Annotated in this window: 25 protein-coding genes and 1 pseudogene; 11 read left to right on the forward strand and 15 right to left on the reverse strand. The window is 64.2% G+C overall.

Translation table 11 applies throughout. The features are described from left to right. On the forward strand, positions 1-297 hold a 297-nt coding region (locus BMZ21_RS20325), incomplete at its 5' end, for an outer membrane protein (RefSeq protein WP_143079744.1). Positions 298-798: 501 nt separating this feature from the next. Here the strand turns inward: BMZ21_RS20325 and BMZ21_RS20335 are convergent. From BMZ21_RS20335 to BMZ21_RS30425, 6 genes and pseudogenes are all read right to left on the reverse strand, one after another. Continuing rightward, positions 799-1,112 (reverse strand): annotated as a pseudogene (locus BMZ21_RS20335) (recombinase family protein); the annotation flags it as partial. 11 nt (positions 1,113-1,123) lie between these two features. Further along, positions 1,124-3,652 carry a toll/interleukin-1 receptor domain-containing protein gene (locus BMZ21_RS20340; protein WP_091838391.1) on the reverse strand — a complete coding sequence of 843 codons (2,529 nt, stop codon included), beginning with the start codon at positions 3,650-3,652 and terminating at the stop codon, positions 1,124-1,126. A gap of 445 nt (positions 3,653-4,097) precedes the next feature. Beyond that, the gene (locus tag BMZ21_RS20345) at positions 4,098-4,733 is read right to left on the reverse strand and encodes a replication-relaxation family protein (RefSeq protein ID WP_143079745.1); all 636 of its coding nucleotides are present in this window, start codon (positions 4,731-4,733) and stop codon (positions 4,098-4,100) included. A gap of 100 nt (positions 4,734-4,833) precedes the next feature. Next, positions 4,834-5,154 (reverse strand): hypothetical protein, encoded by a 321-nt coding sequence (locus tag BMZ21_RS20350; RefSeq protein ID WP_091838397.1) that lies wholly within the window; start codon positions 5,152-5,154, stop codon positions 4,834-4,836. 138 nt (positions 5,155-5,292) lie between these two features. After that, complete coding sequence (locus BMZ21_RS20355) at positions 5,293-5,772, reverse strand: hypothetical protein (protein ID WP_091838399.1); 480 nt, start codon at positions 5,770-5,772, stop codon at positions 5,293-5,295. Next, positions 5,769-5,939 (reverse strand): ribbon-helix-helix domain-containing protein, encoded by a 171-nt coding sequence (locus BMZ21_RS30425; RefSeq protein ID WP_167561694.1) that lies wholly within the window; start codon positions 5,937-5,939, stop codon positions 5,769-5,771. Before BMZ21_RS30425 ends, BMZ21_RS20355 begins: the two co-directional genes overlap by 4 nt. A gap of 191 nt (positions 5,940-6,130) precedes the next feature. On the opposite strand from BMZ21_RS30425, the gene BMZ21_RS20365 reads away from it, so the two are divergent. Continuing rightward, positions 6,131-7,564 (forward strand): hypothetical protein, encoded by a 1,434-nt coding sequence (locus BMZ21_RS20365; protein WP_143079746.1) that lies wholly within the window; start codon positions 6,131-6,133, stop codon positions 7,562-7,564. Positions 7,565-7,578: 14 nt separating this feature from the next. On the opposite strand, the gene BMZ21_RS20370 is transcribed toward BMZ21_RS20365, so the two are convergent. Then, positions 7,579-8,091 (reverse strand): hypothetical protein, encoded by a 513-nt coding sequence (locus tag BMZ21_RS20370; RefSeq protein ID WP_091838414.1) that lies wholly within the window; start codon positions 8,089-8,091, stop codon positions 7,579-7,581. 616 nt (positions 8,092-8,707) lie between these two features. Here BMZ21_RS20370 and BMZ21_RS20375 point away from each other — a divergent pair. The 3 genes from BMZ21_RS20375 (at position 8,708) to BMZ21_RS20385 (ending at position 12,461) form a co-directional block, all read left to right on the forward strand. Continuing rightward, positions 8,708-9,457: an ABC transporter ATP-binding protein gene (locus tag BMZ21_RS20375; RefSeq protein ID WP_091838418.1), complete on the forward strand. Its 750-nt coding sequence runs from the start codon at positions 8,708-8,710 to the stop codon at positions 9,455-9,457. Between the two features lie 13 nt (positions 9,458-9,470). Next, on the forward strand, positions 9,471-10,991 hold the full coding sequence (locus BMZ21_RS20380) for a hypothetical protein (protein WP_091838422.1): 1,521 nt from the start codon (positions 9,471-9,473) through the stop codon (positions 10,989-10,991). A gap of 462 nt (positions 10,992-11,453) precedes the next feature. Next, positions 11,454-12,461, forward strand: a complete 1,008-nt coding sequence (locus BMZ21_RS20385) for a DUF2891 domain-containing protein (RefSeq protein ID WP_091838425.1) — start codon at positions 11,454-11,456, stop codon at positions 12,459-12,461. Between the two features lie 120 nt (positions 12,462-12,581). Here the strand turns inward: BMZ21_RS20385 and BMZ21_RS20390 are convergent, their stop codons facing one another. Further along, positions 12,582-13,031, reverse strand: coding sequence for an RrF2 family transcriptional regulator (locus BMZ21_RS20390; RefSeq protein WP_091838428.1), 450 nt, complete (start codon positions 13,029-13,031; stop codon positions 12,582-12,584). 38 nt (positions 13,032-13,069) lie between these two features. Here BMZ21_RS20390 and BMZ21_RS20395 point away from each other — a divergent pair, with 38 nt between their 5' ends. After that, complete coding sequence (locus BMZ21_RS20395; protein ID WP_342029044.1) at positions 13,070-13,477, forward strand: amino acid ABC transporter permease; 408 nt, start codon at positions 13,070-13,072, stop codon at positions 13,475-13,477. Positions 13,478-13,805: 328 nt separating this feature from the next. Here the strand turns inward: BMZ21_RS20395 and BMZ21_RS20400 are convergent, their stop codons facing one another. Then, on the reverse strand, positions 13,806-14,900 hold the full coding sequence (locus tag BMZ21_RS20400; RefSeq protein ID WP_091838436.1) for a YeiH family protein: 1,095 nt from the start codon (positions 14,898-14,900) through the stop codon (positions 13,806-13,808). Between the two features lie 170 nt (positions 14,901-15,070). Here BMZ21_RS20400 and BMZ21_RS20405 point away from each other — a divergent pair, with 170 nt between their 5' ends. Then, a complete protein-coding gene (locus tag BMZ21_RS20405; RefSeq protein ID WP_091838440.1) occupies positions 15,071-15,964 on the forward strand; it encodes a LysR family transcriptional regulator in 894 nt (297 codons plus the stop codon). A 30-nt stretch (positions 15,965-15,994) separates the two neighbouring features. Here BMZ21_RS20405 and BMZ21_RS20410 read toward each other — a convergent pair whose 3' ends face one another. Continuing rightward, the gene (locus BMZ21_RS20410; RefSeq protein ID WP_167561695.1) at positions 15,995-16,912 is read right to left on the reverse strand and encodes a LysR family transcriptional regulator; all 918 of its coding nucleotides are present in this window, start codon (positions 16,910-16,912) and stop codon (positions 15,995-15,997) included. Between the two features lie 148 nt (positions 16,913-17,060). Between BMZ21_RS20410 and BMZ21_RS20415 the strand changes: the two genes are divergently transcribed. The 4 genes from BMZ21_RS20415 to BMZ21_RS20430 all read left to right on the forward strand — a co-directional run bounded on the left by BMZ21_RS20415 (position 17,061) and on the right by BMZ21_RS20430 (position 21,265). Then, positions 17,061-18,641, forward strand: a complete 1,581-nt coding sequence (locus BMZ21_RS20415; protein ID WP_167561696.1) for an ABC transporter substrate-binding protein — start codon at positions 17,061-17,063, stop codon at positions 18,639-18,641. A 65-nt stretch (positions 18,642-18,706) separates the two neighbouring features. Beyond that, positions 18,707-19,660: an ABC transporter permease gene (locus tag BMZ21_RS20420; RefSeq protein WP_091838446.1), complete on the forward strand. Its 954-nt coding sequence runs from the start codon at positions 18,707-18,709 to the stop codon at positions 19,658-19,660. Continuing rightward, the gene (locus BMZ21_RS20425; RefSeq protein ID WP_091838449.1) at positions 19,657-20,511 is read left to right on the forward strand and encodes an ABC transporter permease; all 855 of its coding nucleotides are present in this window, start codon (positions 19,657-19,659) and stop codon (positions 20,509-20,511) included. Before BMZ21_RS20420 ends, BMZ21_RS20425 begins: the two co-directional genes overlap by 4 nt. 82 nt (positions 20,512-20,593) lie before the next feature. Then, positions 20,594-21,265, forward strand: coding sequence for a GDSL-type esterase/lipase family protein (locus BMZ21_RS20430; protein WP_091838452.1), 672 nt, complete (start codon positions 20,594-20,596; stop codon positions 21,263-21,265). 21 nt (positions 21,266-21,286) lie between these two features. Here BMZ21_RS20430 and BMZ21_RS20435 read toward each other — a convergent pair whose 3' ends face one another. The 5 genes from BMZ21_RS20435 to BMZ21_RS20455 are packed head-to-tail and all read right to left on the reverse strand — an operon-like array spanning position 21,287 to position 26,675. Continuing rightward, on the reverse strand, positions 21,287-22,921 hold the full coding sequence (locus BMZ21_RS20435; RefSeq protein ID WP_091838455.1) for an isochorismatase family protein: 1,635 nt from the start codon (positions 22,919-22,921) through the stop codon (positions 21,287-21,289). Positions 22,922-22,933: 12 nt separating this feature from the next. Then, on the reverse strand, positions 22,934-23,782 hold the full coding sequence (locus tag BMZ21_RS20440) for an N-acyl homoserine lactonase family protein (RefSeq protein ID WP_091838459.1): 849 nt from the start codon (positions 23,780-23,782) through the stop codon (positions 22,934-22,936). A gap of 18 nt (positions 23,783-23,800) precedes the next feature. Then, complete coding sequence (locus BMZ21_RS20445; protein ID WP_091838463.1) at positions 23,801-24,682, reverse strand: amidohydrolase family protein; 882 nt, start codon at positions 24,680-24,682, stop codon at positions 23,801-23,803. Next, positions 24,679-25,794: a vWA domain-containing protein gene (locus tag BMZ21_RS20450; RefSeq protein WP_091838466.1), complete on the reverse strand. Its 1,116-nt coding sequence runs from the start codon at positions 25,792-25,794 to the stop codon at positions 24,679-24,681. Before BMZ21_RS20450 ends, BMZ21_RS20445 begins: the two co-directional genes overlap by 4 nt. After that, positions 25,791-26,675: an AAA family ATPase gene (locus tag BMZ21_RS20455; RefSeq protein WP_091839380.1), complete on the reverse strand. Its 885-nt coding sequence runs from the start codon at positions 26,673-26,675 to the stop codon at positions 25,791-25,793. The genes BMZ21_RS20450 and BMZ21_RS20455 overlap by 4 nt, the downstream gene beginning before the upstream one ends.

Genomic DNA, 26,675 nt, shown 5'->3' on the forward strand with positions numbered 1-26,675 from the left:
GGCCGCGTCGGCTTCGCCTTCGACCGGTTCCTGCCCTACGTCACCGCTGGTCTTGCCTACGGCAACGTGAAGACCACCCTTGTCCCGGGCGTGACCATCAACGGCCTGAACTCGGACTCGAACACCCACACCGGCTGGACCGTCGGCGGCGGCGTCGAGTACGCCTTCACCAACAACCTGGTCGGCGGCGTCGAGTACCTCTACGTCGACCTCGGCGACAAGCGCGTCTTCAATGGCGGCGACAAGGTCAGCACGGACTTCTCGGTGGTCCGCGCCCGCCTCAGCTACAAGTTCTGATTTTCTCCTCCCGGAGACGGAACGAACCCGGTGGCCTAGGCCACCGGGTTTTTTGTTGTCTCCACGGCTTGGCCTGTGAAATCAGGGCATGCACCTAGCGCTACTTCGCGACCGCCTAATCCAGCTTGTGATGCTTCTTCTTCGGCATTGGATCTCCTGTTGCCGCGACGGTCGTCACGCCGCTATCCGCTGGCAGGTGGGCGATCGTCTGTCGAGCGTCTGTGTGCGTTTCAACGCAAAGAACGCTTTCGGAGCCTACGTGGGTCTCAGAATGCATGTTGTGTGGTTTGAGGACGGCAAACTTCGGAACGGCGGTGAATACATGTACGCCTGCAACAGCGGCGTCGTGTACCATCCGTCCCGGAGCTAGAGGTCGATCAGAAAGCTGTCATCGTACAGCGGTAGCCGGAGACGACCATAGAGCCGGCGCGGTGCGGTAGTTTTTGCACCCGGTTGCAACATAATAGGGTGTAATTCGCTCTCAGCAGCGGTGGTAGCCGCCTAACCTTCCAGAACGCGATATACGGGTGCGCGGCCAATGCCAAGACGCCGAGCAATCTCGGTTGCACCGACGCCTTCGGCATCAAGCGCCCGAACCCGCGCCACGTCGATGGAAGGCTTCCGCCCCTTATAAACGCCTTCGGCCTTCGCCTTTGCGAGCCTTCCACTTGGCGCTTTTTGCGAATGGCGGTCTCAAACTAAGCAAAGACACCGAGCATCTGGAGGAAGGCGCGCCCCGCAGCGGTCCCGGTGTCGATGGGCTGTTCCGTAACCCGGAGAGAGACGCCCTTGCTCGCTAATATGCGAACAATGCCGGCGAAATTATCTACTCTGATCTCGATAGAACCGAACCCAGTAGCCGCTCAATCCGTGCAAGCTCGACGACTGATTGCATCGCGATGAGATTTTGACGCTCGCTCTCTTCTTCATTACTAAGCCCCGGATCGATAGCCTTCCTATTTAAAATCGATAACCGTAGTCCCTTATGAACGGGCGTGCCTGGATCACGGAGTGCAGTCCATAATCCTTCCGCTGCTTGCACGGTTCCGAAACGAAGTTCGTACTTGCAGCGAAGGCCGGTTTGCGCGTCATGGTTCGTGCCGCCAAACTGGTGCTGAATGTCGGTCAAGGTCGAGAGTGCAGCGGCCGATTCACCCGCCTCGATCTGACAGTTTGCTAGATTAGCGATTACTTCAAATGTGGGTCTTGCGATCTTCCGGTTGGCGAAGTTTGCGAATATTAGGGCATCACTGGAATTTCCACGAGCTTGTTCGTAAGTTGAACGACGATGGTCAGCGAATCCACTCGGATCAACGCGCTCCAAGACATCAAGCGCGCGTTCTGCAGTTTCCAAATCGCCAAGGCGGAGCGCTATGGTGCAGCGGAGATCGACGACATACCGGTTGTGGGGTGACCGTTCCTCGGCCTGTTGGATGTGATGTTCTGCTTTTGGCAAGTTGCCAAGTTCGAAATAACTGCTGGCAAGCTCACGATGGATCGCAACGCCCCCACGGCCAAATGCCAAGCTTTTTTCGTAAGCTTCGATTGCCTCTGGATAATTGCGTCTGCGGCGTGCAGCGAACCCACGGATGTAAAATGCTTCCTTCAGCTGGCCCGACGCGACCAAGGCGTCAATGTGCTCATCCGCTTCCGGGTAGCGCTCGCGCCGGATAAGGGCTTGCGCCACGTAGCGTCTCACATCGACGTTGTCGGGCCGTGCCGCGAGCGCGGATGCGCCATATTGAATTGCTAGATCGTAGTCCTGATCATGATAGCTCTGTGTTGCGACTTGGATGAGGTCGGCAGCAAAGCCCACCGCGAATCGTGAGGACGATCCAGTGCCAGATAAGAGACTTGCGCGGAAGATCGTCTGCCCGAGATTGAGCCGCGCGTCGTCATCCGGCTCATCGCGAAGATAGGCGTCCAGCGAATCAGCTACTCTGCGGCTGTCAATCTTGAGCCCATCGAAGGCCCGGTATGCTGCATCTCGCAAAGGTTCGCTTATACGGAAATGAAGTCCGTCGGGGATGACGAAGGCGAGGTCAAGCAGATGGTCTATGCTCTCGTTCGCTTCCTCCTTAGTGATTTTGCAATATTCTGTGATGACGCTTAATGGCAAGGGGCTAAAGGCTGAGAGGAGACTAAGTATTGTCTCCATGATCGAGTCGATTGATTTTGTTTCTCTCAACTGTCGAAGAAATAGTTCAGCGCTAAAATTTACCAAGGCTCTTTGGTTAGACACTACCTGAGATACGCCTCTAATCCGAGCTTCGTCTAACGCAAATTGTACCGCGGGTGGGTATCCGCGAGAGTAAGTGGCAAGTGCTGCCAAATCAGGGCGGTTAAATACCAGGCCAAGATCGCGTCCCGCTACCCGTAAAAGGTTTTGCGTGGACGACTGGTCCAGCTCGGGCACCCGCAACGATGGTAAGTTTGCGCCGCCGCTGCCATAAATTCGCCTGCCTGCGACGATCATCGCGTCGACTTCAGGTTCAGACGCCATTGCATGATAGAATGTCTCAAACTCTGGTCGCAGTATCCCATTCTGTTGTGCTAGAGCGCCATCATCTATGATTACGGGTAGCGTGCCCGCTGTGCAGGCAATTTTCATGAGCTGAATTACATCGAGCAACAGGTCCGCCGGAGCTTTGGCCTCCTGCTTAGCAAGGAGTTCTGCATAGTCCGGCGTCCCTCCCGGTGACATCGCTGCCGACAAGCGGACATAAGTTTCAGGCAATAAATCGCCCGCTTTAAGCGGAAGGGGGATGGTAGTCGCGTATGATAGGTTGTCTCGCGCAATTGCCTGGACGAGGCTGCGGCGCCCTATGCCCTTTAAGCCATAGATCAGCAATGGCGGGCGGTGGCTAGGATCCGTGAAGCTGGATATCAAATCCAATGCCTGATCCATTTCAGCCCGGCGCCCCACGAAGTACGACGGCAACCGCTCCTTCAGCCGCTGACTAATTAGCCTGCGAATATCCAGTGCGATTAGGCCGGCGTGGCTCTGCCGAACGATCAGCGTAGACCTCATCCATTCCGGTATGTCTTTCAGGTCGAGATCGGGATCGATGATGAAGGTAACAACTCGGCTGAGTGCCTGTCGGGTCACCGCCTCCTGCGCCGCAGCGATCTCAAATTTAACCCAGTCGCGTTGAAGCGCATGGCGGCTCGCGAAAAGAACGAAAAGGTCAGAATTCGCTAGGCCCGATAGTATAGCGTCCCTGAACTCGTCTCCGACGTCAAACTCAAAGGCATCGTAGATGACAGCCGCCCTGCCAAGAATTTTTGCGACTTCTCCTACAATCCCCTTGTCGGTCGAGCTATGTGAAAGGAATGCGCGCGGAAGCTTGGCCATCGGAACGCTCTTGAGGACACAGGGCAGGCCTAGGAAGGCAAATACTGGTTGATGTAGCTCGTCAACGGAAGCAAGCGGCTCTCCCACATAATACTTTAGGCCTTAGTTCGGCAGAGCGCTGCGCGCGACTCTAGCAATGCAAATCTATCTGACGCGGTCGCCATCGGGAGATGGAGACAGTCGATATGACGAATTCGAGCGCCGTTGCCGAGGCCTCGAATTTTCGCGAGGTGCACCCCTCTCGGAGGCGCGTGGCAGTCCGCAAACTGATTGGGCGAGCTGCGTAGCGTCCCGTGGTCCCTTGTCCCGCAACGCACGGACAGAAGCGTCCCGCTCCGTTGTCCCTCATGCCCACGAGCGAGGGAGGAGCAGGCCTGAAAAGCCGAAGGTGTAGGACCTAGCGCATCGATGCGGTCGGTAGCGACAGAGTTACACCATGTCCCACTCAGTGCGTTGTCCCTGCCGGGCCGGGGGACAGCCTTTCGTCGGGTTCGAGTGCGCCGACGGCGGTCACCATCTCGCGCAATGCCTCCTGCATGATCTCTAGGCTCTCCTGTCCGGCTGGCCTGTCACGGCGAGGAGCAACGAGGGTGCGGTAGCTGTCGAAGGCGCCCAGCTCTCGCATCCACTCCCGATCCTCCTTCGCCTCGTGGCGCAGCTCGCGGGTGACATCCATGATGGTCCGACCATCGTTGCGCAGCGTGGCGACGGCGAGGACGGCATGAAGGGCCTGCACACGGGCGTGTCGTTCAGCTAGATGCTGCGCGACCAGCTCCTCTACCGCCTGCGAACGCACTAGCTCCACGGCGTTGTCGGTGGCGCGGCGGATGATCTCCCCTACATGGCCGGGCGAGACGCCGATGGCGCGGGCGATGTCGGCGCGGGTGCAGCCGCGAGCCTTCATGCGCAAGGCGATGTCGAGGCGCTGTGCTTCGTCTATGGGGCGGGTGCGGTGCCGGACGATCGGGGTGGTCTGGGGCGCAGCTTCGGGCGGAGGCGTGCACCCCGTTGCAACGGGTGTACCGGCCGGTTCGCCCGTCACGCAGCTTGTGCGGTGTCGGCCGAGGGTGGACTTGTTCAAGCCGGGATAGTCGGCCGCCAGAGACCGAAGAGACCGCCCAGCCTGTAGGGCAGCCTCGATAGCGATCCGGTCAGGATGGCGGCATACGGCGCACATGGGATCAGGCGGCGCGGCGCCGGGCAACAGTGTGAGAGAGGGCCGCGAGGCATTCCCTATCGGGATCACCTGCGGCGATGTCGGCCGGGTCGGCGCGACGGACCGTGCCTCCGCTGCGCACGGCGAACTGTTCCAGCTCGGCCGCAACAGCCTCGTAGTGACGGCCCCGCGTGGTGACCATCATGGTGATGGTGTGCGTGATGGGGCCGGGCATCTCCATGACCGAGACCGCGGCGCCGAGCTGGCGCAGCTTGTCGGCGATGTGGGCGAGGTTCGCGCGGATGGCCTTCGCGCGTGCTTCCAGGTCGGGATGGTAGATCGTCATGGCAGCCGTGCTATTCGAGGGAGAGAAAGAATGAGCGAGGTCGGGGGGAGTCCGATCTCGCTCTACGCCCGGTGGACCCGCCAGGTCCGGGCGGTACGGCGAGGCAAGCAGAGGGGGGAACCTCGCCGTATCTCGTTGTCAGATTTTCGAGCGGAACCGGCTCCCGGAGCGCTCTTCGAGCAGCCCACGACGAACGGCGTCAGCGATAACGGCCTCCGCGCGTTGAGTGCTGATGCCGACTGCGCGCCCCGCGTCGCTCGCGTAGACTGTGGCCTCACCGCCCATGATCGCGGCGTTGCGGACCACGATGTTGATGACCTCAAGGGCTGCGAGGTCGAGGCCGTGGCTCTGGGCGAGGGCGCGAACAGCCGGCACAAGCTTCTCTGCTCGCGCGGCGTTGTCGTCCTTTTTGGCCTGATCGGCTATCCACGACGGCGCGTAGAGGTCGAGGGCAGACCCGTTCATGCCCGACGACCGGGCGGCCGAGCCGGACTTGTCGTCGAAGTCGAGGAGCGGGCGCTGGTTCCGATCCGCGAACGCGTTCACCGGGACGACGGCGCTCTGGCGCTTGGTCTCCGAAACCGGGGCGGTCTTCCGAATATCACCATAGGGGATCACTGGTTTTCGTCCTTCTGATCTGCAACCGGGTTCACTGTTGCCGCCTTTAACAGGTCGGCGATGACGGAGCTGCGCGAAGCGGCGCGGCCGGGCTTTTTCGCCAGTCGACGCTCGAAAACGATGCGGTCGACTTTGCTAACCACCTCGTCCGGCAGGTGGACCGACAAGATTGAGCTGCTCGACACGGTCGAGTTCCTCCAACGTTAAGGCGTGTAAGGGTCACGCATTTTGGGGTGTTGTCAACCTAGATTTTAGGTATTAGCGTACTTTATTAAGTTAACAGCTTCGCGAAAACAAAGACAGTGTACGTAATTACCAAGTCTTTGTCAGATTGAATTGGTTCTGAGGTCGGATTGCGATGACCCAATCACTAACGACGGTGTCACTTCGGGCTTGCGAGAGCAAGGCGGCTCCAGAAAATATCACCGACCGGGTGTATCAGAGCGCTCTGATGCGAGCCCTGTCGCGCTATTGGCGTTCGGAGCTGTCCGACCGCGAGTACGCCATGCTCGCCTACATCATGGACCACACCGTCGAGTGGGGAAGGCTCGCATATCGCTTCACTTACAAATCGATTGCCGAGGGCACCCCGATCTCGCCCTGCGGCCTGAGCAAAAGCGAGCAGCAACTTCGCCAGACGTTGGTGTCACTGGAACGGAAGGGGGCCGTCAGGGTCATGCGGGGTCGCGATGGCCTCGCGATCACGTTCAATCCGCAGTGGAGGCCGATTCGGTCCGCCCGTAAGCGCTCGACTAAGGCCGAGACCCCCTTGGAAATCCAAGGGGTAGACCCCCGGATTTCCAAGGGGCAGACCCTTGGAAATCCGCACCCCCTATTAGAAGAGCACTTAGAACAACAAGATAGGAGAGCAATACGGCCGGCTGACGCCGACCGGAGCGCGGTTTCTTTATTGGAAGGTTGTTCGACCTCCGAAACGAAAGTGATCCCGATTGTTCGAAAAAGAGCTAGACCGACCCGGCCGGAAAATTTCCATCCGCACCAAGCAAGCGCTTCGGTTCTCCCGATCCCGGTAGTTCGAAAGCGGACCCGTCCAGTCCGGCTCCAGTCTGAGGCGGTCGAAGGCCAGCATGGTGCGCACAGGTCGGAGCGTCACGGCGGCGCCTTGTTCATGACGTGGAAGGCGGCCTACAGGCGGACCTATGTCGGCATCGGTGGCGCCGGCTGTGTCGACTGGTCGAAGGCTGAGATGGCGATGGCCGCGACCCAGCTCGCCAAACCGTTCAAGGGCACCGCGCCGGAGCTGCACGACTTCATCGATTGGATCGTCACCAACTGGAGCATCGTCTTGGCCGAACGCTTCGAATGGATGAAGCGCAAGAAGCCGCCTGAGCTGCCCGATCTACGTTTCGTGCTGGCGTTCAGGCACGAGTTCTTTGCCGCCTACGGTCGGCGCTCGGTAGACCGCTACCTCGAAAGCCTTTCAGAACATGAGCGGACGATCCGCAAGTCGCTCCTTAAGGACGGCCTGACCCACGAGCACGCGATGGAGAGGCTAGCGGACCGTCGCGTCCGTCAGCAGCTTCGCGAGGAAATGGAGAAGCGCGAAGCGAAGGCGGCGCAGGCATTGCGGACCGCAGCCGTTGCCCGAGGCAATGTCATCAAGGAACGGCGCGCTATGGAAGCTCAACTCTATCGATACAAGCACCGGATCGCGCAGGAGCCGCCCAAGCCCACCTTACCGAACGGCGCTCGTGAGGTCTCCGACGAGGAGTTGGTTGCGAGTGTGCAACTACTCGCGAAGATGATGGCGATTGATCCGAATAGCGAGTGAGTTGGCCGCGCCGCTTAGATGTCGATGCAGTGCACTTGCACGCCAGTCACTTTTTCTAGTTTGGAGTGACGCCCCGGTGCGTAGCCCGGAGAATAGAAGAAGGCGTAACGATGCTGCGATGAGTCCCGCGCCAGACGTTTCAGGTCCTTGTCCAGCTTTCGATTGCTGGACGGGCTGGTTGCGGCGAAGACCTCAGCACCTACGAGATTAGGTTGTAAGCTCATGATGTCTAGGCGTTGCGAAGCATGGGCGCCCGGTGCGAGCGATAAGCCTCCCGTATCAAGGTGGGTTTCCAGCAGCCATTTCGCTGCATTCAAGGCCACTAGGTAGGAGAACGTCTGGTTGATCTGTTCCACCAGATTGAGCGCTCGATCCTCGATAGGATGCCGACCAATAGTGCCGAATTTCATCTGGCGGAGGGCGTCTGCGGGTCGAGCAAGCGAACCAAGCGCTTCAATAGCCCGTCTCGTTGAGGCTTCGATGGTGGCGAGGTGTTGCTCGATGTCACTCTGGTTGCGGACGATCATGAACGGTCTCTGGCGTCGTCGATAGGTAATCTGTCTAGCATCGAACCATTCTGACCGACTAATGTACTGGCATCAGCCTTCCCGCCGGAGGCCGGCTACAGCGTTCGGCATCGACAAGAAATCGCGTGACGGACTGGCATGCAAAGTGTCATACATTGCCGCGTGACGACCTGCTCTGAGGGCCGTATTTTTCGATAGTTTCGTGGCGAAACGCCCCTTCCCCATGGGAGCGCCATTCGCGGCCTAAGCCTTTGAGCGGCTTAAACTCCAGACAAATCAACGGTTTCCCTAGCTCGGGCTGTCACGCATCGTGGCATATGGGAGCAGCGAAACCGTGCCGAGAGAGCCATGAATCCGGTTGCGGGCTCATCCTGATGGCGGACGTCCGCTGCTGAGCAGGTGTCGAATGGCCGCTCATAGAGCTACGCCACCGCGGGCGCTGGCTGTAGGCACCTCCGGCTTCATGAAACATCTCATCTCGGTGTCCACGAAACCGGCCGCAGAACGGCTCCGTGTTGTTCGGACAAGCCGAACCAGCGCTATTCGCAGGCTATCAGTTTAACCCGAACGTCACCAGCGATGCCGCATAACGCCCCACAACGACGGGAGCGTTCGAATGAGTGGCCATGATGCCCTGGTTGTTCGCGGTTTGGTGAAGCGCTTCGGCGGCTTCACTGCTGTCAACGGCCTCGATCTCAGTGTTCGGCGCGGCGAGCTCTACGCATTGCTGGGGCCGAACGGGGCGGGCAAGACCACCTCGCTCAGGATTGTCGCAGGGCTGCTCTCTCCGGATGTGGGCGAGATCAGCATTTGCGGGATCAACCGCCTGCGTGATCCGGTTGCGGCAAAACGTGTGGTGGCGTGGCTCCCGGATGAACCGATGGTTTATGACAAGCTCACGCCTGTCGAGTATCTCGATTTTGTCGCCGGCCTTTGGCAAGTCGAGCAAAGGGTCGCAAAGCTGCGCCGCGACGCCCTGCTTGAGACCCTCGACCTGACCCGCGTCGCAGATCAGCGCTGCGAGGGCTTTTCCAAGGGTATGCGCCAGAAGGTTGCTCTTGCCGGCGCGTTGATTCACGAACCCGAGCTGCTGATCCTCGACGAGCCGCTGACAGGCCTCGATGCGTCGATGGCGCGCCACGTGAAGGAGCTGCTTCAGGACCGTGTCGCAACCGGCGTGACGGTGATCCTCACCACGCATATCCTCGAAGTCGCTGAACGGCTCAGTGACCGCATCGGCATCATTCGCAATGGCAGGCTGGTCTGCGAGGGTACGATGACCGAACTGCGCAATGGTGGCACCTCCCAGGGGGCTACCCTCGAAGATGTTTTCCTCGATGTCGTCGGGCGCGAAGAGGCCGCCTGAGATGAGGGCCCTTGTGTCCGGTGCAACCCGCGCCGTGCTGGCGCTCGAGGCCCGTCTGGCATTGCGCGGCATTGCCGACATGGCAGGCCCGAAAACGGCAATGCGTCCATGGCGCATCGCGGGCGTACTGGCCGTGGTCTGCACGATCATCTTCGGCGTGTCGCACCTTCTGCTGACGACGGCCGGCGAACTGGACCCTGCCGATCCGCGCCTTCAGATCACATTGACGATCAATCTTGCCTTCCTGTTCGTCCTGATGATCTCAGCCGCGCTCGATTCAGCCGCCTATGCGCTTTATGCGCGCGGCGACTATGATCTGGTGTTCTCCGCGCCGCTGCCTCCGCAAACGGTGCTGCTGGTCAGGGCCCTCAACGTCTTTGGTTTCACGCTGACAAAAGCCGGTCTTTATGGCGCGCCGATGCTGATCCTGCTGGCGGTGCAGCGAGGACCTCATTGGTTGGCTGGCCTGCCCCTGATCCTGGCCCTTGCGCTCAGCGCGACGGCCATCGCGATCGGACTGGCAATGGGCCTGGTTCGCCTTATCGGCATCCGCAGCACGCGCGTCGCGGCGCAGGTGGCGGCGGCGCTGGCCGGCCTGCTGGTGCTTGTGATGGTACAGTGGGACGCGATTTTCGGGCCAGGTCCAAAGGACGCCCTCGTGGCGGACTATGTGGCCAACCCTCGGTCTCTTGTCTGGCAATTGGCGATGCTGCCTGCTCGCGCCGTGACGGGCGATGCCGTGGCTCTCCTGGCCGTGGTTGCCTGCGCCGCGCTGATGGCCGCGCTGATGTTCACCGGCCTTGCCGAAAGCTTTGTGCGCAATGCGGTCCTTGCAGCAGGATCGGCGTCTGCAGTTCAATCTCGCACCAGGCGTAGTCGAGCGTCCTTCGGAGCGTCACCAGTAGCTGTCCTGATGCTCAAGGAACGGCGCATCATTCTGCGCGATCCGTGGCTGTTGTCGCAGATCCTGATGCAATGCATTTTTCTGATCCCGATCGCCGTCATAACAGTCTATCGGGTCGCGAGCGGGGCAAGTGATGCCTCGGCGCTCGTGCCGGTGCTGATCGTTCTGTGTGGCCAGATTGCCGGTGGGTTGACCTGGATCGCGATGTCGGCAGACGAAGCAGCCGAACTTGCCTTGACCGCACCGCTGGACCCCCGCGTGCGCGAGCGCGCCCGTTTTGGCGCCATATCCTGGCTTGCAGTCATGTTCGCTGCACCGCCGCTGATGCTCTTGCTGATGTTCGATGCCTGGGCCGGTCTGGTCAGTCTGCTCGGCGTTGCGTGCGCCATCGCCTGCGGCATCTTCGTCAACATCTGGCATCAGCCTAGGGTGGCGAGAATCGGCATGATCAGGCGGCGCATGAAGAGTCCCATCTCCGTAACCCTCATAGAGCTTCTGGCCCTGACGATGGTTGCGGTCGCAGTCTGGCCCTTGCTGAAGGGCGACTATCCGGCGGCGATCCTGGGCGCGCTCCTGGCCGTTGCAACGATGGGCGCGCTCTATGTGGCGCGCCCACGCACGGCAGCCTGAGCAGGGACTGTCAGGATTTCCGTGTGCCGGCGTCGGGTTGAAAATCAGCCCCATGGCTTGGTGAAGCTCTCAACCGTTCCACTTTCCGCCATCCATTGTCTTCGCTTGGCTCTTTGGCTCTCCATGGGAACGTCATTGTCCCCAGTCTGAGCTTTTGGAAGATTGCCCCTCGCGGGGTGACCCGCAAAAAGCTCATGGTGCCAGCTGCCGTCAGGCCTGCCTGGCATGTGGAAGCGATTCCGCTTCAGCCGAAAGCGCTGGCAGTTCAAGGTTGGCGCGGAAGCTGCCCCCACATAGTCGTCATCGATCAGGGAGCGGCGCCGCAGTTCCGGCTAAATCACCGGAAGCGTCATTCGCGTCGATGGCGGCCTGATCGCCAGCATCTGAGGTGCTTCTGGCGAGCCTTGTCAGCAACCAGCTATCGAGGCAGGCCGGAAGGCCGCCAGCGAGAAAGGACCAGTCATGGCAAAATCGACTCTCACGCCCGAGCTGGCGGCCAGATTTGCGAGTATCGCGCTCGGGCACGTCCGGCGCGAATACCCCAACAAGCCCGACCACACCCTGGCCGGTCCGCAGGACGCCCAGACGCCGAGCCAGCTGCACCCGGTGTTCTACGGCAGCTATGACTGGCATTCCTGCGTCCACAGCTACTGGATGCTGGCGCGGCTGCTGCGGCTCTTTCCGGACTTGCCGGTTGCAGCCGACATCCGGGCGCTCTTTGACGAGCAGTTCGTTGCCGAGAAGATCGCGGTCGAGTGCGCCTATCTGGCGGCTCCGACGGCGCGCGGCTTCAAGCGCCCCTATGGCTGGGGCTGGCTGCTGAAGCTCGCCGAGGAGCTTGCGCTTCACGACGACAGGCGCTGGTCGGAGCGCTTGCGGCCGCTGGCCGAGATCTTCGCGCAGCGCTTCCGCGATTTCCTGCCGCTCGCCACCTATCCGGTGCGGGTCGGCACGCATTTCAACACGGCCTTCGGACTGCGGATGGCGATGGACTACGCCGTCGTGACCGATGATCGCGATCTCGCGGCGCTGCTCGGCGAGACCGGCCGGCGCTGGTATGGCGCCGATGCCGACTGCCCGGCCTGGGGCGAGCCGAGCGGCGACGATTTCCAGTCCTCGGCGCTGATCGAGGCCGAATGCATGCGCCGCCTGCTGCCGGCGGAGGAGTTCCTGCCCTGGTTCGACCGCTTCCTGCCCCGCATCGCGCAGCGCGAGCCCGCGACCCTGTTCCGGCCGGCGACCGTGACCGATCGCTCCGACGGCAAGATCGCTCATCTTGATGGCCTCAATCTCAGCCGCGCCTGGTGCTGGCGGTCGATTGCCTCGGCGCTGCCGGAGTGTGATGCGCGCCGCGCCATCGCCGAAGAGACCGCGGACCGGCATCTGGCAGCCGGCATGCCGCGTATCGCCGGCGACTATATGGGCGAGCACTGGCTGGCGAGCTTCGCGGTGCTGGCGCTGGAGGCCTGAAGCAGGGCGGAAAAGGCCGCATATCGGCGACGGGCCGCTGTACTCAAGCCATCTGCTGATTTTATGGATTATCCAAGTGTCCGGTGGCGCGCTTCGCCTCGGGCCCTAACGAAACAGATTTTAGATCGCGAAGTCGATCTCGGGCTTGTGGGCTGCTGCTCGGCTGACGAGATCGGCGATCGTCGTGTTGTCGACGACCGCCGCCATGGCGTCGCGGACCTCCCGCATCACCCCGCGGACGACGCAGGCTTCGATGTCGCCGCAATCCTGGCACGGCTTGAACGCCGACTGGCTGGCGCAATCGATCGGCGCGATCGGCCCTTCCAGGGCCCGGATGACCGCTCCGACCTTGATGGTCCGTGCCGGTTTCGCCAATGCGTAGCCGCCGCCCGGCCCCTTCTTGCTGCGCAGCATGCCGGCGTTGCGCAGATCCAGCAGGATCGCGTCGAGAAACTTCTTCGAGATGTTGTTGCGCTGCGCGATCTCGGCGATCTGGGCGGTTTCGCCGGCATCGAGCCGGGCGAGGTGGACCATGGCCTTGATGCCGTATTTGCCCTTGTTGGTCAGCACTGCCTGTCCCCCGCTTAGAAGTACAGTATATCGATCTATTGGCGCTGACGCTGTTCGTCGCCGCCTATCTCGCCGAGGTCGTCCGCGGCGGGTTGCAGGCGGTTCCCGTAGGCCAGTATGAGGCGGCCAAGGCGCTGGGCCTGTCCTATTGGCAGGCCATACGCCTCGTCGTACTGCCGCAGGCTCTGCGCGCGGTGATCCCGCCGCTGGTCAATCTTGCGATCGGTATCTTCCAGGATACGACGCTGGTGATCATCCTCGGCATGTTCGATTTCCTGAACACGGCGCGCGTCTCGGCGACGGATCCGAACTGGCTCGGCTTCTACCGGGAGGCCTATGTCTTCGCGGCCATTGTCTACTTCATCGTCTGCCTTTGTGCCTCAAGATACAGCCTTTGGCTGGAGGCAAGGTTGGCAGCAGGCCAGCGGATGCGGATCGGCGGCTAGAGCCATTCCGCAATTCTTCGAATCGCGGACATGTTCCAGGCTCTTGGTTTAACGCGTTGTCTACACGCGAACCGTTGCCCACTTCGCTCGACCATACTCTAGCTGCTCGCCGCATTTACCCAGGGCGGCGCCGATGATGAGCCGCCATGCCCCAATCCACCTGCCGGCGCTTCCACCGCAGGTTCCTATGGTCGCATCACGGGGCCGATCGCTGCGAATTTCGGGATCGGCGCGGTCATGGCCTTCCTGGCCATCGTTCTCATCGCGACGGCACGCGCATTTGCTGTCCTGACGAGTCCCTCGCGAACCTCATGCTGACGGGCCGGGTTCAGGGCACGGCGAGCAGGCGGATGAGGCCGAGCGAGATCGCCCCGAGCGCGAGCAGCGAGAGGACGACCGTGGCGGTGACGCGCGGGCCGGCCTTGGCGAAGGACCGGATGTCGACGCTGAGCCCGAGCGCCGCCATCGAGACGATCGTCAGTACATTCGCGATGGTCGCCAGCGGCGGCAGCAGAACCGCCGGAATGAGCCCGGCCGAGCGAAACGCCGCCATCACCACGAAGCCGACGATGAACCAGGGCACGAGGCGATGGATCCCGAGTTGGTGCGGCGCTGGACGCTCTGCCGCGATCTGCCCGGTCGGCTTGCCGGTCTCCTCGCGCAAGTGGCTCGACAGCAGCGAGAGTACGAGGATGACGGGTCCCAGCATCAGCACGCGCACCAGCTTGACCAGGGTGCCGATCTGGATCGCGGCGGCGCCCGCCGGTGCCGTGGCGGCGAGGACCTGGGGAACGGCGTAGACCGTCAGGCCCGACAGGATGCCGAACTGATGGACGCTGAGGCCCAGCATCGGGATCAGGAGCGGCAGCCCGAGCACGACCACGACGCCGAGCACCGCGGTGAAGGCGATCGAGGCGGCGACGTCCTCGCCATCTGCGCCGATGACCGGGGCCGTGGCGGCGATCGCCGAATTGCCGCAGATGGAATTGCCGCAGGCAACGAGGATCGCCATGCGCTTCGACAGCCCCAGCAGGCGGCCGATGCCATAGCTCAGGCCGATTGCGAGGAAGACGACGGCGGCGATGCCGAGGAGCAGCGGGCCGCCTGTGGCGGCGACGGTGGCGGCGCTCAGGGAAGCGCCGAGCAGCACGACCGCAATCTCCAGCAGCGTCTTCGCCGAGAAGGATATGCCGGAGCGCCAGCGACTGTCGGGCTTCCAGAGCGTCCTGATCGCGGTTCCCAACAGGATCGCCAGGACGAGCGCTTCGAGCCAGGCGCGCCCAAAGAACAGGGCTTCGAGATGCTCGGCGGCGAGAGCCACAACCGACACGGCCAGGCACAGCAGCAGGCCGGGGCCGATGCGCTTTGCGCCCCAGGCTGTGCGGGCAATCAAACCGGTCCGATCAGGGCTTTCAAGGGTCATCACGGTACCCGGTAATTCGATGTGCCGGCCTTTGACCTTGTTTGCTTAAACGATCCAACGTGTTGTTTTTCTTGTTTCGATCGATAATATCGATCATTCTTTGCCCAGCCCCTGGCGGTCCAAATTTTAGGCCGGTCAGGGCCTGTCCGGGCGTGGAATGGTCGGCGCTCATGACGCTTGAACAGCTTCGCATCTTCGTCGCGGTCGCCGAGCGCGAGCATGTCACGCGCGCTGCCGCGGAGCTGAACCTGACGCAATCGGCGACGAGTGCGGCGATCGCGGCGCTCGAGCATCGCCATGCCGTGAAGCTGTTCGACCGCGTCGGGCGCCGGATCGTGTTGACCGATGCCGGGCGCCTGTTCCTGAACGAGGCTCGCGCGATCCTCGCACGCGCTGCGACGGGCGAGCGTGTCCTGTCGGATCTTGCAGGGCTGAAGCGCGGGCGGCTGTCCCTGGCGGCGAGCCAGACGGTCGGCAATTACTGGCTGCCGCGGAGGCTCGCTCTGTTTCGGGCACGGCACCCGGGTATCGAGACGCCGCTGGTGATCGGCAACACCGAGACGGTCGCGGCCGCCATCCATGATGGGCTCGCCGATATCGGCTTCGTCGAAGGCGAGATCGACGACCCGCTCCTGGCGCAGGAGACTGTCGCGAAAGACGACCTCGCGATCGTCGTCGCGCCCGGCCATCCCTGGGCGGGGAAGGAGCGCGTCGCTCCAGCGGAATTCGTCGAAAGCCGCTGGGTCCTGCGCGAGCCCGGTTCAGGCACCCGGCAAGCTCTCGAAGCGGTTCTCGCCGGCGCCGGGCGCTCGGTCGCCGATCTCGACGTCCTGCTGGAGCTGCCCGCCAACGAAGCCGTGCGTACCGCCGTCGATGCAGGATCCGCCGCAGCGCTGATGTCGAGGCTCGTCGTCGCCAACGCCTTGCGCTCGGGCCTGCTTGCGGAGGTCGCCACCGACATCCCGTCCCGCCGTTTCGTCATGCTGCGGCACAAGGAACGCTATGTCGGCCGGCCCGCGCAGGCTTTTCGCGCGCTGCTCGCCGAGGAGCCTGCGGCTCGGTAGCTCGCTCTGGCCCATGGATATCGTATCGATTCAATTCCGGAACTCGCCGTCGAACTGCCCGGCCTCGGTTGCACCAGCAACCGCGGACCTGATCACATCCGCCAGGCTCAGAACGGCGGGGCGGCTGCGTTTCACCTTTGAGACGGCGAGGTGGAAGTACAAGGTGAGCTCCGGCTCCGTCACGCGCCGCACGGCGAGCCTTGTGGAGTCGTCGCCGGAGAGCAGGCTGCGCGGCACGATCGCCGCCGCTCGCCCCTGCTCGATCATCGGTCGGACCGCCAGGAAATCGTCGACCTCGGCATAGATCTTCAAGGGGATGTCGTGCTCGCGGGCGCAGGCCTCGACGATGCGCCCGAGCGCATTCTGCCGGCTGTGGACGAAGAGGGGGCCGGCGGCGGCTTCCGCGAAGGTGATGGTCGGCGGCACCGGCCCATTGGCCCGCGCGACATGGAACAGGGGCGCAAGGGCCAGCGTCTCGACGAGCGCTCCGTTCGCCGGGCGCTCCGAATTGAAGATGCCGATATCGATCTCGTCGCGCGCCACCCATTCGGCGATCTGGAGGCTCGATCCGCCGCGGGCGTGCAGTTCGGTCTCGGGAAAGCGCTGGGTGAAGGCCGAAATGATCGGCGTCGCCAGCGGGATGCTGATCGTGCCGGTCCAGGCCAGGCGGATCGAGCCGGCATGGCCGGGGCGCCGGCCGACCAGGGCCAGCTTCGCCGCATCGAGCCCGGCGACGTGCGGGGCGATCGCGGCCTGGAACGCCGCCCCGTCGCGGGTCAGCGAGACGCCGCGCCCGTCGCGGTGGAACAGGCGGGTCGCGAGCTCTTCCTCCAGCAGGCGCAGGTCCCGGCTGAGCGCAGGCTGCGCCACGCCCAGATGCAGGGCGGCCTTCATCAGGCTGCCGGTCTCGGCGATCACCAGGAAGTTCTTGAGCTGCCGCAGCTTCACTCCGGTTATGCCTTCCGGATATAACAATTTGCTATATCTGAAACACAACTCCGGGCCTAGGTGCAAGCGGCAAGCTTCGCTAGCTTCGGCGCACAACGACAGGCCCGGCGAGCACCGGGCGGCACTGGGACATGCCGGGAGAGAGACGATGCTGAGAATCGTGATTGCGGCCTGGCTGGCCGGGTCGCTCTGCCTTGCGGCGTCCATCGGCCCAGCCGGTGCTGAAACCGTTCTCAAGATCAAGAACACCGGCGACATCAAGCAGCTCGATGCGCTCTTCACCTCGGCCTATCCGGTCCGGGACATGGCCTATCTGATCTACGACACCCTGTTTTCGCTCGACGGCAACTATCGCGCCCAGCCGCAGATGGTCGAGAGCCACACGCTCTCCGAGGACGGCAAGACCTATGTCTTCAAGCTGCGTCAGGGCCTGAGCTTCCATGACGGCAAGCCCGTCACGGCTGCGGACTGCATCGCCTCGATCGAGCGCTGGATGAAGAAGGACAGCCTGGGGGCCGAGATCGATAAGCGGCTCGACGCGATCAGGGCGATCGATGCGACCGCGTTCGAGGTCCGGCTGAAGGAGCCGTTCGCCCGCCTGATCGACGGCTTCGCCCGCATGACCGCCTATCCGCTGTTCGTCATGCCGGAGCGGCTCGCCCGGACGCCGGCGACGACCGAGCTCAAGGAGTTCGTCGGCTCCGGTCCGTTCAAGCTCTTGCCCGACGAGTGGGTCCCGGGCGTCAAGTTCGTCGTCGCCAAGCATGGGGGCTACAAGCCGCGCGGCGAGGCGCCGAGCGGTCTTGCCGGCGGAAAGACCGCCGGGGTCGATCGCATCGAGCGCATCCAGTTCAGCGACGATCTCAGCGCGGTCAACGCGCTGCTGGCCGGCGAGATCGACTATGTCGCCGAGGTGCCGGCCGAAATGCTGCCGGTGCTGGAGAAGGACAAGTCGATCCAGGTCGCCAAGGCGCCCATCCTCGGCAAGAACTTCCAGGTGGTGATCAACCACACCCAGCCGCCGATGGACAACGTGAAGGTCCGGCAGGCCCTGCAATACGCGATCAGCCAGTCGGATTCGATGCAGGCCGTCTTCGGCGGCCGCAAGGACCTCTACCAGCTCTGCCCGGCGCTGTTCATGTGCGGCAGCCCCTACGAAACCGATGTCGGCAGCGAGCGCTTCATGAAGCAGGACTTCGAGAAGGCGAAGGCTCTGCTGAAGGAGGCCGGCTATGACGGGACGCCGATCGTCTATCTCCATCCGATGGACGCCAAGGTCCAGCGCGACGTCGGCACGGTCATGGTCAATGCGATGCGCAAGGCCGGCTTTACCGTCGAGGATGTGCAGATGGACACGGCGACGATGTTCACGCGCCGCACCAACAAGAATCCGCCGAAGCAGGGCGGCTGGAACGTCTTCATCACCGGCTTTGCCGGCGATGCGCTGATGGACCCGCTGACCAACCCTTACGTCACCGGCGCCTGCGAGAAGGCCTTCGTCGGCTGGCCCTGCGACAAGCCCCTGCAGGAGCTCTGGCAGACATTCCTGCTGGCCTCCGACGACGCCGCGCGCAAGGCGATCGCGGTCGAGATGCAGGCGCGCTCGAACGAGATCGTCACCTACATCCCGCTCGGGCAGTTCAACGATCTCTCGGCCTGGCGGAAAAGCGTGTCGGGCTTCGTTCCGGGGCCGACCCTGACCTATTGGAACGTGCGCAAGTCCGACTGATCCTGCCGCATCTCCTGCTCGGCGGGCCAGGGTGAATATCCGGCCCGTGCCTTCAAGGTCTGCTCATGGCGCGCTTTCTGTTCTCGCGGCTCCTGGCGACGCTACCAGTCATGCTGACGGTCCTGGTCGTCGTCTTCATGCTCCTGCATATCGGGCCGGGCGATCCGGCGGCGGCGATGGCGGGCGACAATGCCAGCGCCGAGCAGATCGCGCAGATCCGCCAGCGGCTGCATCTCGACCAGCCGCTGGTGGTGCAGTTCCTGATCTATCTGCGCCAGCTGGCGCAGTTCGACCTCGGCGTCTCCGTCTATTCGGGCCGCCCGGTCGCGACGATGATCCTGCAGCGGGCCGAGCCGACCCTGATGCTGGCGCTGACCACGACGCTGCTGTCGGTCCTCGTCGCGGTGCCGGCAGGCGTGTTCGCCGCCCGGCGCCTCGGCCTGGTCACCGACTATGTCGTCATGGCGCTCTGCGTCGCCGGCTTCTCGATTCCCGTCTTCGTGATCGGCTATGCGCTGATGCAGGTCTTCGCGATCGAACTCGGGTGGTTGCCGGTGCAGGGCTATCGGCCGCTGGCGAGCGGCCTCTGGAACAGCCTGCGCAGCCTGACGCTGCCGACGGTCGCGCTCACTCTGCTCTTCGCTGCGCTCGTCGCCCGGATCACGCGGGCGACGCTGCTCAACGTCCTGTCCGAGGACTACATCCGGACCGCGCGGGCCAAGGGGCTGCCCGAGCGCAAGGTGGTCGCGACGCATGCGCTGAAGAATATCGGCGTGCCCGTGGTGACCGTCGTCGGCACCTCCTTCGCCGCCCTGCTCGGCGGAGTGGTCGTCACCGAATCCGTCTTCAACCTGCCGGGGATCGGGCGCCTGACCGTCGATTCCATCCTGTCGCGCGACTATCCGGTTGTGCAGGGGGTGATGCTGGTCTTCGCCTTCGTGCTGGTCGTGGTGAATCTGCTCGTCGATCTCAGCTATGCGCTGTTCGACCCCCGCATCCGGCAGGACATGCGCTCATGAGCGCGCAGCCGCAGACGGCCCGCGCCGGGCGCTCCCTCAAGGCGTCGACGGTCGTGATCGGCCTGAGCTTCGCCATCGTCGCGATGGTCACAGCCTGCGCGCTGCTGGCGCCGCCGATCCTCGGCTACAGCAGCGATCTCAACATGGGCGAGGCGCTGCAGCCGCCGGGCTCGCCCCACTGGTTCGGGACCGACAATCTCGGCCGCGACATCTTCGTGCGGACGCTGTCGGGCGCCAGGACCTCGCTCATGGTCGGGCTCGGCGTCTCCCTGCTGACGCTGCTGGCCGGCGGCCTGATCGGGCTCGTGGCCGGCTATGTCCGGCTGGCCGACACGGTGCTGATGCGCATCATGGATGGGCTGATGGCCATTCCGGGCGTGCTGCTGGCGGTCGCGCTGGCGTCGCTGCTCGGCGGCGGACTCCTGACCGTGATGATCGCGATCAGCGTGCCGGAAATCCCGCGGACGGCGCGGCTGATGCGCGGCGTGGTGCTGAGCCTGCGCGAAATGCTCTATATCGATGCGGCGATCGCGATCGGATCGAGCACGCCGCGCATATTGCTGCGGCATATTCTGCCGAACGCGACCGAGGCGCTGGTGGTCCAGGCGACCTTCGTCTGCGCCTCGGCGATCCTCGCCGAAGCCATCCTCAGCTTCATCGGCGTCGGCATCTCGCCGGACCTGCCGAGCTGGGGCAACGTCATGGCCGGCGGCCGCCAGTTCTTCCGCGTCGCGCCCTGGATCATCGCCTTTCCCGGCCTTTTCCTGTCGCTGTTGGTGATCGCGATCAATGTGCTCGGCGACGCCCTGCGCGAGCGCATCGACCCTCGCCTTTCGGGGAGGAGGGCATGATGAGGACCCCTCGAGGCGCTCCCCCGGATCTTGGTAATCAGCGGCTTTCCTGCCGCCTTTCCCTGCTCATGAGGCCCGTTCCGTGAACCGGCATCCCTCGATCTCTCCCGTTGCTCCGTCGCTCGTGGCGGCGGAATGGACCACCACGCGCTACGACGACGACGTGCTCGCCGTACGCGGCCAGATCATGCGCCGGCGCTTCGCCGGCAAGCCGGTCGTCTTCTTCGGCTCGTCCTCCTTCCGCCACTGGGATCGGATGGCTGAGGATTTCGGCTCGCTCGAGGTCGCCAATCTCGGCTTCGGCGGCGGCACCGCCGAGAGCGGCCTGCGCTATTGCGACGCTCTGCTCGATCTCGTCGAGCCCGGGCGGATCGTGCTCTATTTCGGCGAGAACGACATCGCCAATGACGGGCTCGACGCCGGCTCGGCCTTTGAAGCGCTGGAGCGACTGACGCAGCGGCTGCGGGAGAAGTTCGGCCCCATCCCGATCCATCGCCTCTCGATCAAGCAGAGCCCCGGACGCTGGCTCCATGCAGGCGAGTTCGACGCTTTCAACGCGATGCTCAGGGACAGCCACGCAGGCGATCACGCTGGCGGGTATGTCGATGTCGGCAGCTGCCTGATCGGGCGGAACGGTCGGCCGATGGGACGCTACTACGAGGCCGACGGCGTCCATCTGAATGCGGCGGGCTATGCGCTCTGGGCGAGCGTGCTCGCCGGTGCCGTGGGGCTGTCTACCGAACAGGTGCGTTGATCGCCTGCCTGATGCCAGCCGTTACGCCCCTGCGTCAGTCGCCGCGATGACGGCGTCGACATCCGTCACGACGCAGACGTTCTGCATGGCGTAGTTGACCGACGCCGTGTGCCATTCAGCGTTCATCGTCGAGCAGGCATCTTCCGGCACCAGCATGAAATAGCCCTTGTCGGCGCCGCTGCGGGCGGTGTGCTCGATCGACATGTTGGTCCAGGCGCCGGTGACAATGACGATGTCGCGGCCGAGCGCCCTGAGCACGGTCTCCAGCCGCGTGCCCTCCCAGGCGCTCATGCGCTGCTTCTCGACGACATGGTCGCCGCCTTGTGCCTCCAGGCCGGGCACAGGCGCCGCGCCCCAGGTGCCGCGCACCAGGGCCTTCGCGTCGGCGAGGCCCTCGAACAGCGGCGCGTTCATGGTGACGCCGGGCGCGCCGGCCTCGACGATGAACCAGACATGGATCACCGGGATGCCGCGCGCCCGCGCCGCCTGTGCGAGGCGGGCGCCGTTGGCGATCGCGTTCTGCTGCTTGCAATGCTCCGGCGAGCCCGAACTGGCGAAGGCGCCGCCCTCCATCACCACGTCGTTCTGCATGTCCTGAATGATCAGGGCGCAGCGCGACGGATCGAGCCGGTAGCCGGAGGCCGCCTTCTTGGTGCCATTCGCCGAGACGGAAGCGGCGGAGCTGGCGTGTGCGGCCGGTCGCTCTGCCGCAGCGCGGCCATGGTTGGAACTCCCGGCGCCGGCCGTACCCGCCTTCATGTAGGGCTCAAGGCGTGGCCCGACCTTGGTCTCGACCGCATAGAGTGAATGGCTCGCGGTGAGGAAGAGTGTGCGCCAGTCCGGTTCGCCCCAGGTCAGGTTGCCGACGAGCTCGGGCACGCGCAGCTTGCCAATCAGCTCGCCCTTGATCGAATAGACCCAGACGCCGCCGGGGCCGGTGACCCAGATATTGCCCTGCGCATCGCATTTCATCCCGTCGGGGACGCCGGGCTCAGGTCCGACGATGCCGGTGGCGAAGATGCGGCCGGGGCCGAGCCGGCCATCCGGCTTGATCTCGAAGACGCGGATATTGTGCTGGACGGTGTCGTTGACGAAGAGCCGGTCTTCCGTAGGGCAGAAGCAGAGCCCGTTCGGCTGGTCGAAGAGATAGCGATCGACCAGCAGCTGCGGCGCGCCACCCTCCGGAGGAATGCGGTAGACGCCCTGGAAGCCGAGCTGGCGCGGCCGCTCGACGCCGAAGACCGGCATGCGGCCATACCAGGGGTCTGAGAAATAGATCGATCCGTCCGACTTCACCACGACGTCGTTCGGGCTGTTGAGCTCCATGCCCTCGAAATGCGAGGCGATGACCTCGCGCCGGCCGTCCGGCCGCTCGCGCACCAGCGAAGAGGTCGCGTGCTCGCAGACGATCAGGTCGAGCCCGGCATCATAGGTCATGCCGTTGCACTTGTTCGCCGGCCGCCTGACTTCGCGCACGCCGTTTTTGTCCCAGCGGCGACGCACGTCGCCCGGCATGTCCGAGAACAGCAGATGCTGCTCCTGCGGATGCCAGATCGGCCCCTCCGAGAATTCGAAGCCGGTGCCGAGCTGGCGGACCGGCGCCCAGAGATCGATCAGGTCGGCGAAGCCGGGCTGGACGGCGACGTGCGTGGTCATGGGCGACCTCCGTCAGGCCGCAAACCAGTTGCGCGCCGGCAGCGACTGCACGACAGGGCCCGGCACCGCCATGTCCATGCGGCCGACGACCTGGCCATGGGCGATCTTGGCCGGCTTGTCGTGCACCGGCAGCAGGAAGGCGCCGGTGGCGAGCAGCTTCTTGATCGCCGCCTTCTCCTCGCGCTTGGAGACACCGTGATTGCCGGTGGTGCGCGGCTCGTTGGCATGCAGCTCGTGGAAGGGCGAGACGATCTGGTCGTTGAAGTCGTAGATTACGTCGCCGCAGATGATGGCGCGCCCCTCGTTGGTGTCGACATGGACGTTCATCGAGCCTTCGGTATGGGCGCCGGCGGCCTCGAGATAGCAGCCGGGGAAGAGCTCGATCATCCCCGACAGTTCGAGATCCTCGAAGCGCAGCGCATCGCGCGTGTGCAGCCGGTCGATCAGGTGCTTGATGTCGGGCGCCGGGTATTGTGGGTGCATCAGCCCGGAGACCGAGTATTCGAGCTCGCGCCGGTTGACGAGCACCGTCGTGTTCATCGGGAAGAGCTCGTCCTTGCCGGCATGGTCGATATGGAGATGGGTGTGCATGACATAGCGCACATCGCCCATCCGCACGCCGTGCCTGGCGAGCTGGTTCTCGATCATGTTCTCGTGGAACTGGAGGCCGCGCATGCCGAGGCTCTCCATGATCTGGTTGTGGCGGTAGCCGGTGTCGACCACCACCGGCCATGGCCCGCCGAGGATCAGGAAGCCATAGGTCGGCACGCGGCGGGTGCGGCCGCAATCGCGGCCGAGCACGAGGAAGCTCGATTCCAGCTCGATGTCGCCGTAGTCGAGAATCTTGATTTCGAGGGCCATGAACGTCCTCCCCTTTGATTATCGGCCGAGGCGGTAGACCCGCCTCGCGGTCTCGTTGAACACGGCTTCCTGCGCGGCTTGCGGCACGGCGGCGCGATGGGCGCCGATCAGCTCGGCATAGGACGTCCAGAGCTTTTCGATCGGGAAATTCGAGCCGAACAGGCAGCGCTGCGCGCCGAACAGAGCAAGCGTCTCGCCGATGATGAAGGCGATCTGCTCGGGATCGTTGCGGCGCAGGAAGGTGCCGAGACCCGAGAGCTTGCTGGTGATGTTGGGCTGGGCTGCCAACAAGGTCATGCCCGCGCGCCAGGCGGTAATGCCTTCAGGCGACAGGTCCTCCAGCATGCCGGCATGCTGGAGCACGAAGGTCACGTTCGGGCAGGCGGCGGCGAGCTCGGCCGCGCCCGCCATCTGGCCGGCGAAGACCTGGAGGTCGAAGCTGAAGCCATACTCCGCCAGCCGCCCGACATTGGCGACCAGGCGGGGATCGCGGGCGAGATCGGGTCCGCTGGCGAAGCGGTAGAGCGTGTTCTCGTGCCAGTGCAGTTGCATGCGCACGCCGCGCACCCGGGCGTTGCGCGCAAGCTCATCGAGTTGCGGGCGGACATCCGCGGCCAGCATGTCGGCATAGGCGACGATGGCGATCGGGAAGCCGGATTCCTCCGAGGCCTGCGAGACGTAAGTCACCTCGTCGAGATAGCGATCAGTCGCCCAATTGGCCTGGACATAGACGGCCTGCGTCACGCCCGCGGGCCGGCAGTCGCCGAGATATTCGGCGATCGGATAGTCGCGCCGGATCGGCTCGTAGGGGCCGAAGATGCGCGGCTGCATCGGGCCGAGCAGCCAGGGCAGATCGGCCTGCCGCCAGATGTGGAAATGGGAATCGACGAGACCGGTCATGCCGCCAGCGAGCCTCCGAGTGACAGGATGTGCCGGCAGATCCGCGCCGTGCTGCCGCCGTTCGACAGGCTGGCAAGGCGCGGCGCGATCAGCCGGAGCGCTTCGGTCTCAGGCCGGTAGCCGGGATCGGCCGCCAAGGGCGTCAGCCAGTCGATGCGGTGGGCGCGCTGCGCCAGCCTCGCGATCGCCGTGACCAGCGCGGAGGAATCGCCGCGTTCGAGGCCATCCGAGAGCACGACGACCACCGCGCCGCGCGCGTAAGCAGCGAAGCGCGGCACGGCGAGGAAGGCCTGCAGCGCGTCGCCGATGCGGGTGCCGCCATCCCAATCGGCGACGAGTCCGGAGGCTTCCGCAAGCGCCTGCTCGCGGCGCTTGCGCCGGAGCGCCCGCGTCACGCGGGTCAGCCGCGTGCCGAAAGTGAAGACCTCGACCTGCCGGGTCGCGTGGACGATCGTATGGGCGAGGGCGAGATTGGCGTCGCTGCGCTGCTTCATCGAGCCGGAGACGTCGATCAGCAGCAGGATCGGCCGTGGCCGCGTCTCGCGCTTGAGCCGCTTCAGGCTCATCACCTCGCCGTCATGGCGGATCGCATCCTTGAGGCTGCGGGCGAGGTCGACCATCGGTCCGCGCCGCGCAGCCCGGTGGCGATAGCCGCGCCGGCGGGGCAGGGCGGCCGGCAGCGCCCGGCCGAAGCGGCGCAAGGTCTCGCTGTCGTCGAGCGGCTTCAGCTGGCGGATCGAGAGGGCTTCCGCGCCGGTCGCAGCCTGGCCGGTCTCGTTGACTTCCTCGCCGATCAACACTTCGCGCGAACCGGCATCCTCCTGGATGGACATGTCCTCGTCCGGCGCGAAATCATCGTCGCCGGGCTCGGCCAGGGCGCCGCCGAGGAAGTGCAAGTCGAACAGGGCATCGAAGAGCGCGCGCTGCTCGGGATGGGGCGCAAGCGTCGCGAGCGCGGCCTTGCGGATATGTTCCACGCTGCGCGGACCGAGCAGTTCGATCGCCATCAGGAAGCTGGTCGTCTGCTCGGGCGCGGCCGCGATGCTGTGTTCACGCAGCAGCGCCGGGAAAGCGACGAAAAGCCGGGCTGCGGCAGGAAGTGGCGCGATCATGCAGCCAGCCCCGGGATGAAGAGCGGCAGGCGAGGGCGCAAATGGGCGAGGTCCTCCTCGTCCTTGATCGCGGCGCCGAGCGAGCGACGAAACGCTTCCGGCCAGGGCGCGCCGCTCTGGGCCAGCGCCGTCGCGGCCTCGGCCCAGTCGACCGCTTCGGCGACGCCCGGCGGCTTGGCGAGCGGCTCCTGCCGCAGCAGGCCGACCGCATGGACGACCGCGCGAGCCGTGCTCTCGGCAACGGCGGAGGAGCGCAGCATGATGATCTGCGCTTCGCGTTCCGGCTCGGGATAGGCGATGTAGTGGTAGACGCAGCGGCGGCGCAGCGCCTCGTGCAGTTCGCGGGTGCGGTTCGAGGTCAGGATCACCACCGGCCGCTCGGGCGCGCGCAAAGTGCCGCGCTCGGGGATCGAGATCGAGAAATCCGAGAGGAATTCGAGCAGGAAGGCCTCGAACTCATGGTCCGAGCGGTCGATCTCGTCGATCAGCAGCACGACCTGGTCCGGCCGCCGCAGCGCCGTCAGCATCGGCCGCTCGATCAGGAAATCGTCGCGGTAGATGTCGAGCTGCTCGCCGTCCTTCGCCTGCCGAATGGCGAGCATCTGGCGCGGATAGTTCCATTCGTAGAGCGCGGCGGCCGCGTCGATACCCTCGAAGCATTGCAGGCGGATGAGCTGGCGCCCGAGGATGCCGGCGAGCGCCTTGGCGGCCTCGGTCTTGCCGACGCCGGGCGCGCCCTCCAGCAGCAACGGCTTGCCAAGCGCGAGCGAGAGGTAGCCGGCCGTCGCGATGCCGTCATCGGCGAGATACATCGCCGCCTGGAGGGCCTCGGCGAGGTCCTCGGGGCTGGAGATGCCGGCGACGGTCGTCCTCAGCGCCAT

Source organism: Allobosea lupini (genome assembly GCF_900109525.1).
Taxonomy (GTDB): domain Bacteria; phylum Pseudomonadota; class Alphaproteobacteria; order Rhizobiales; family Beijerinckiaceae; genus Allobosea; species Allobosea lupini.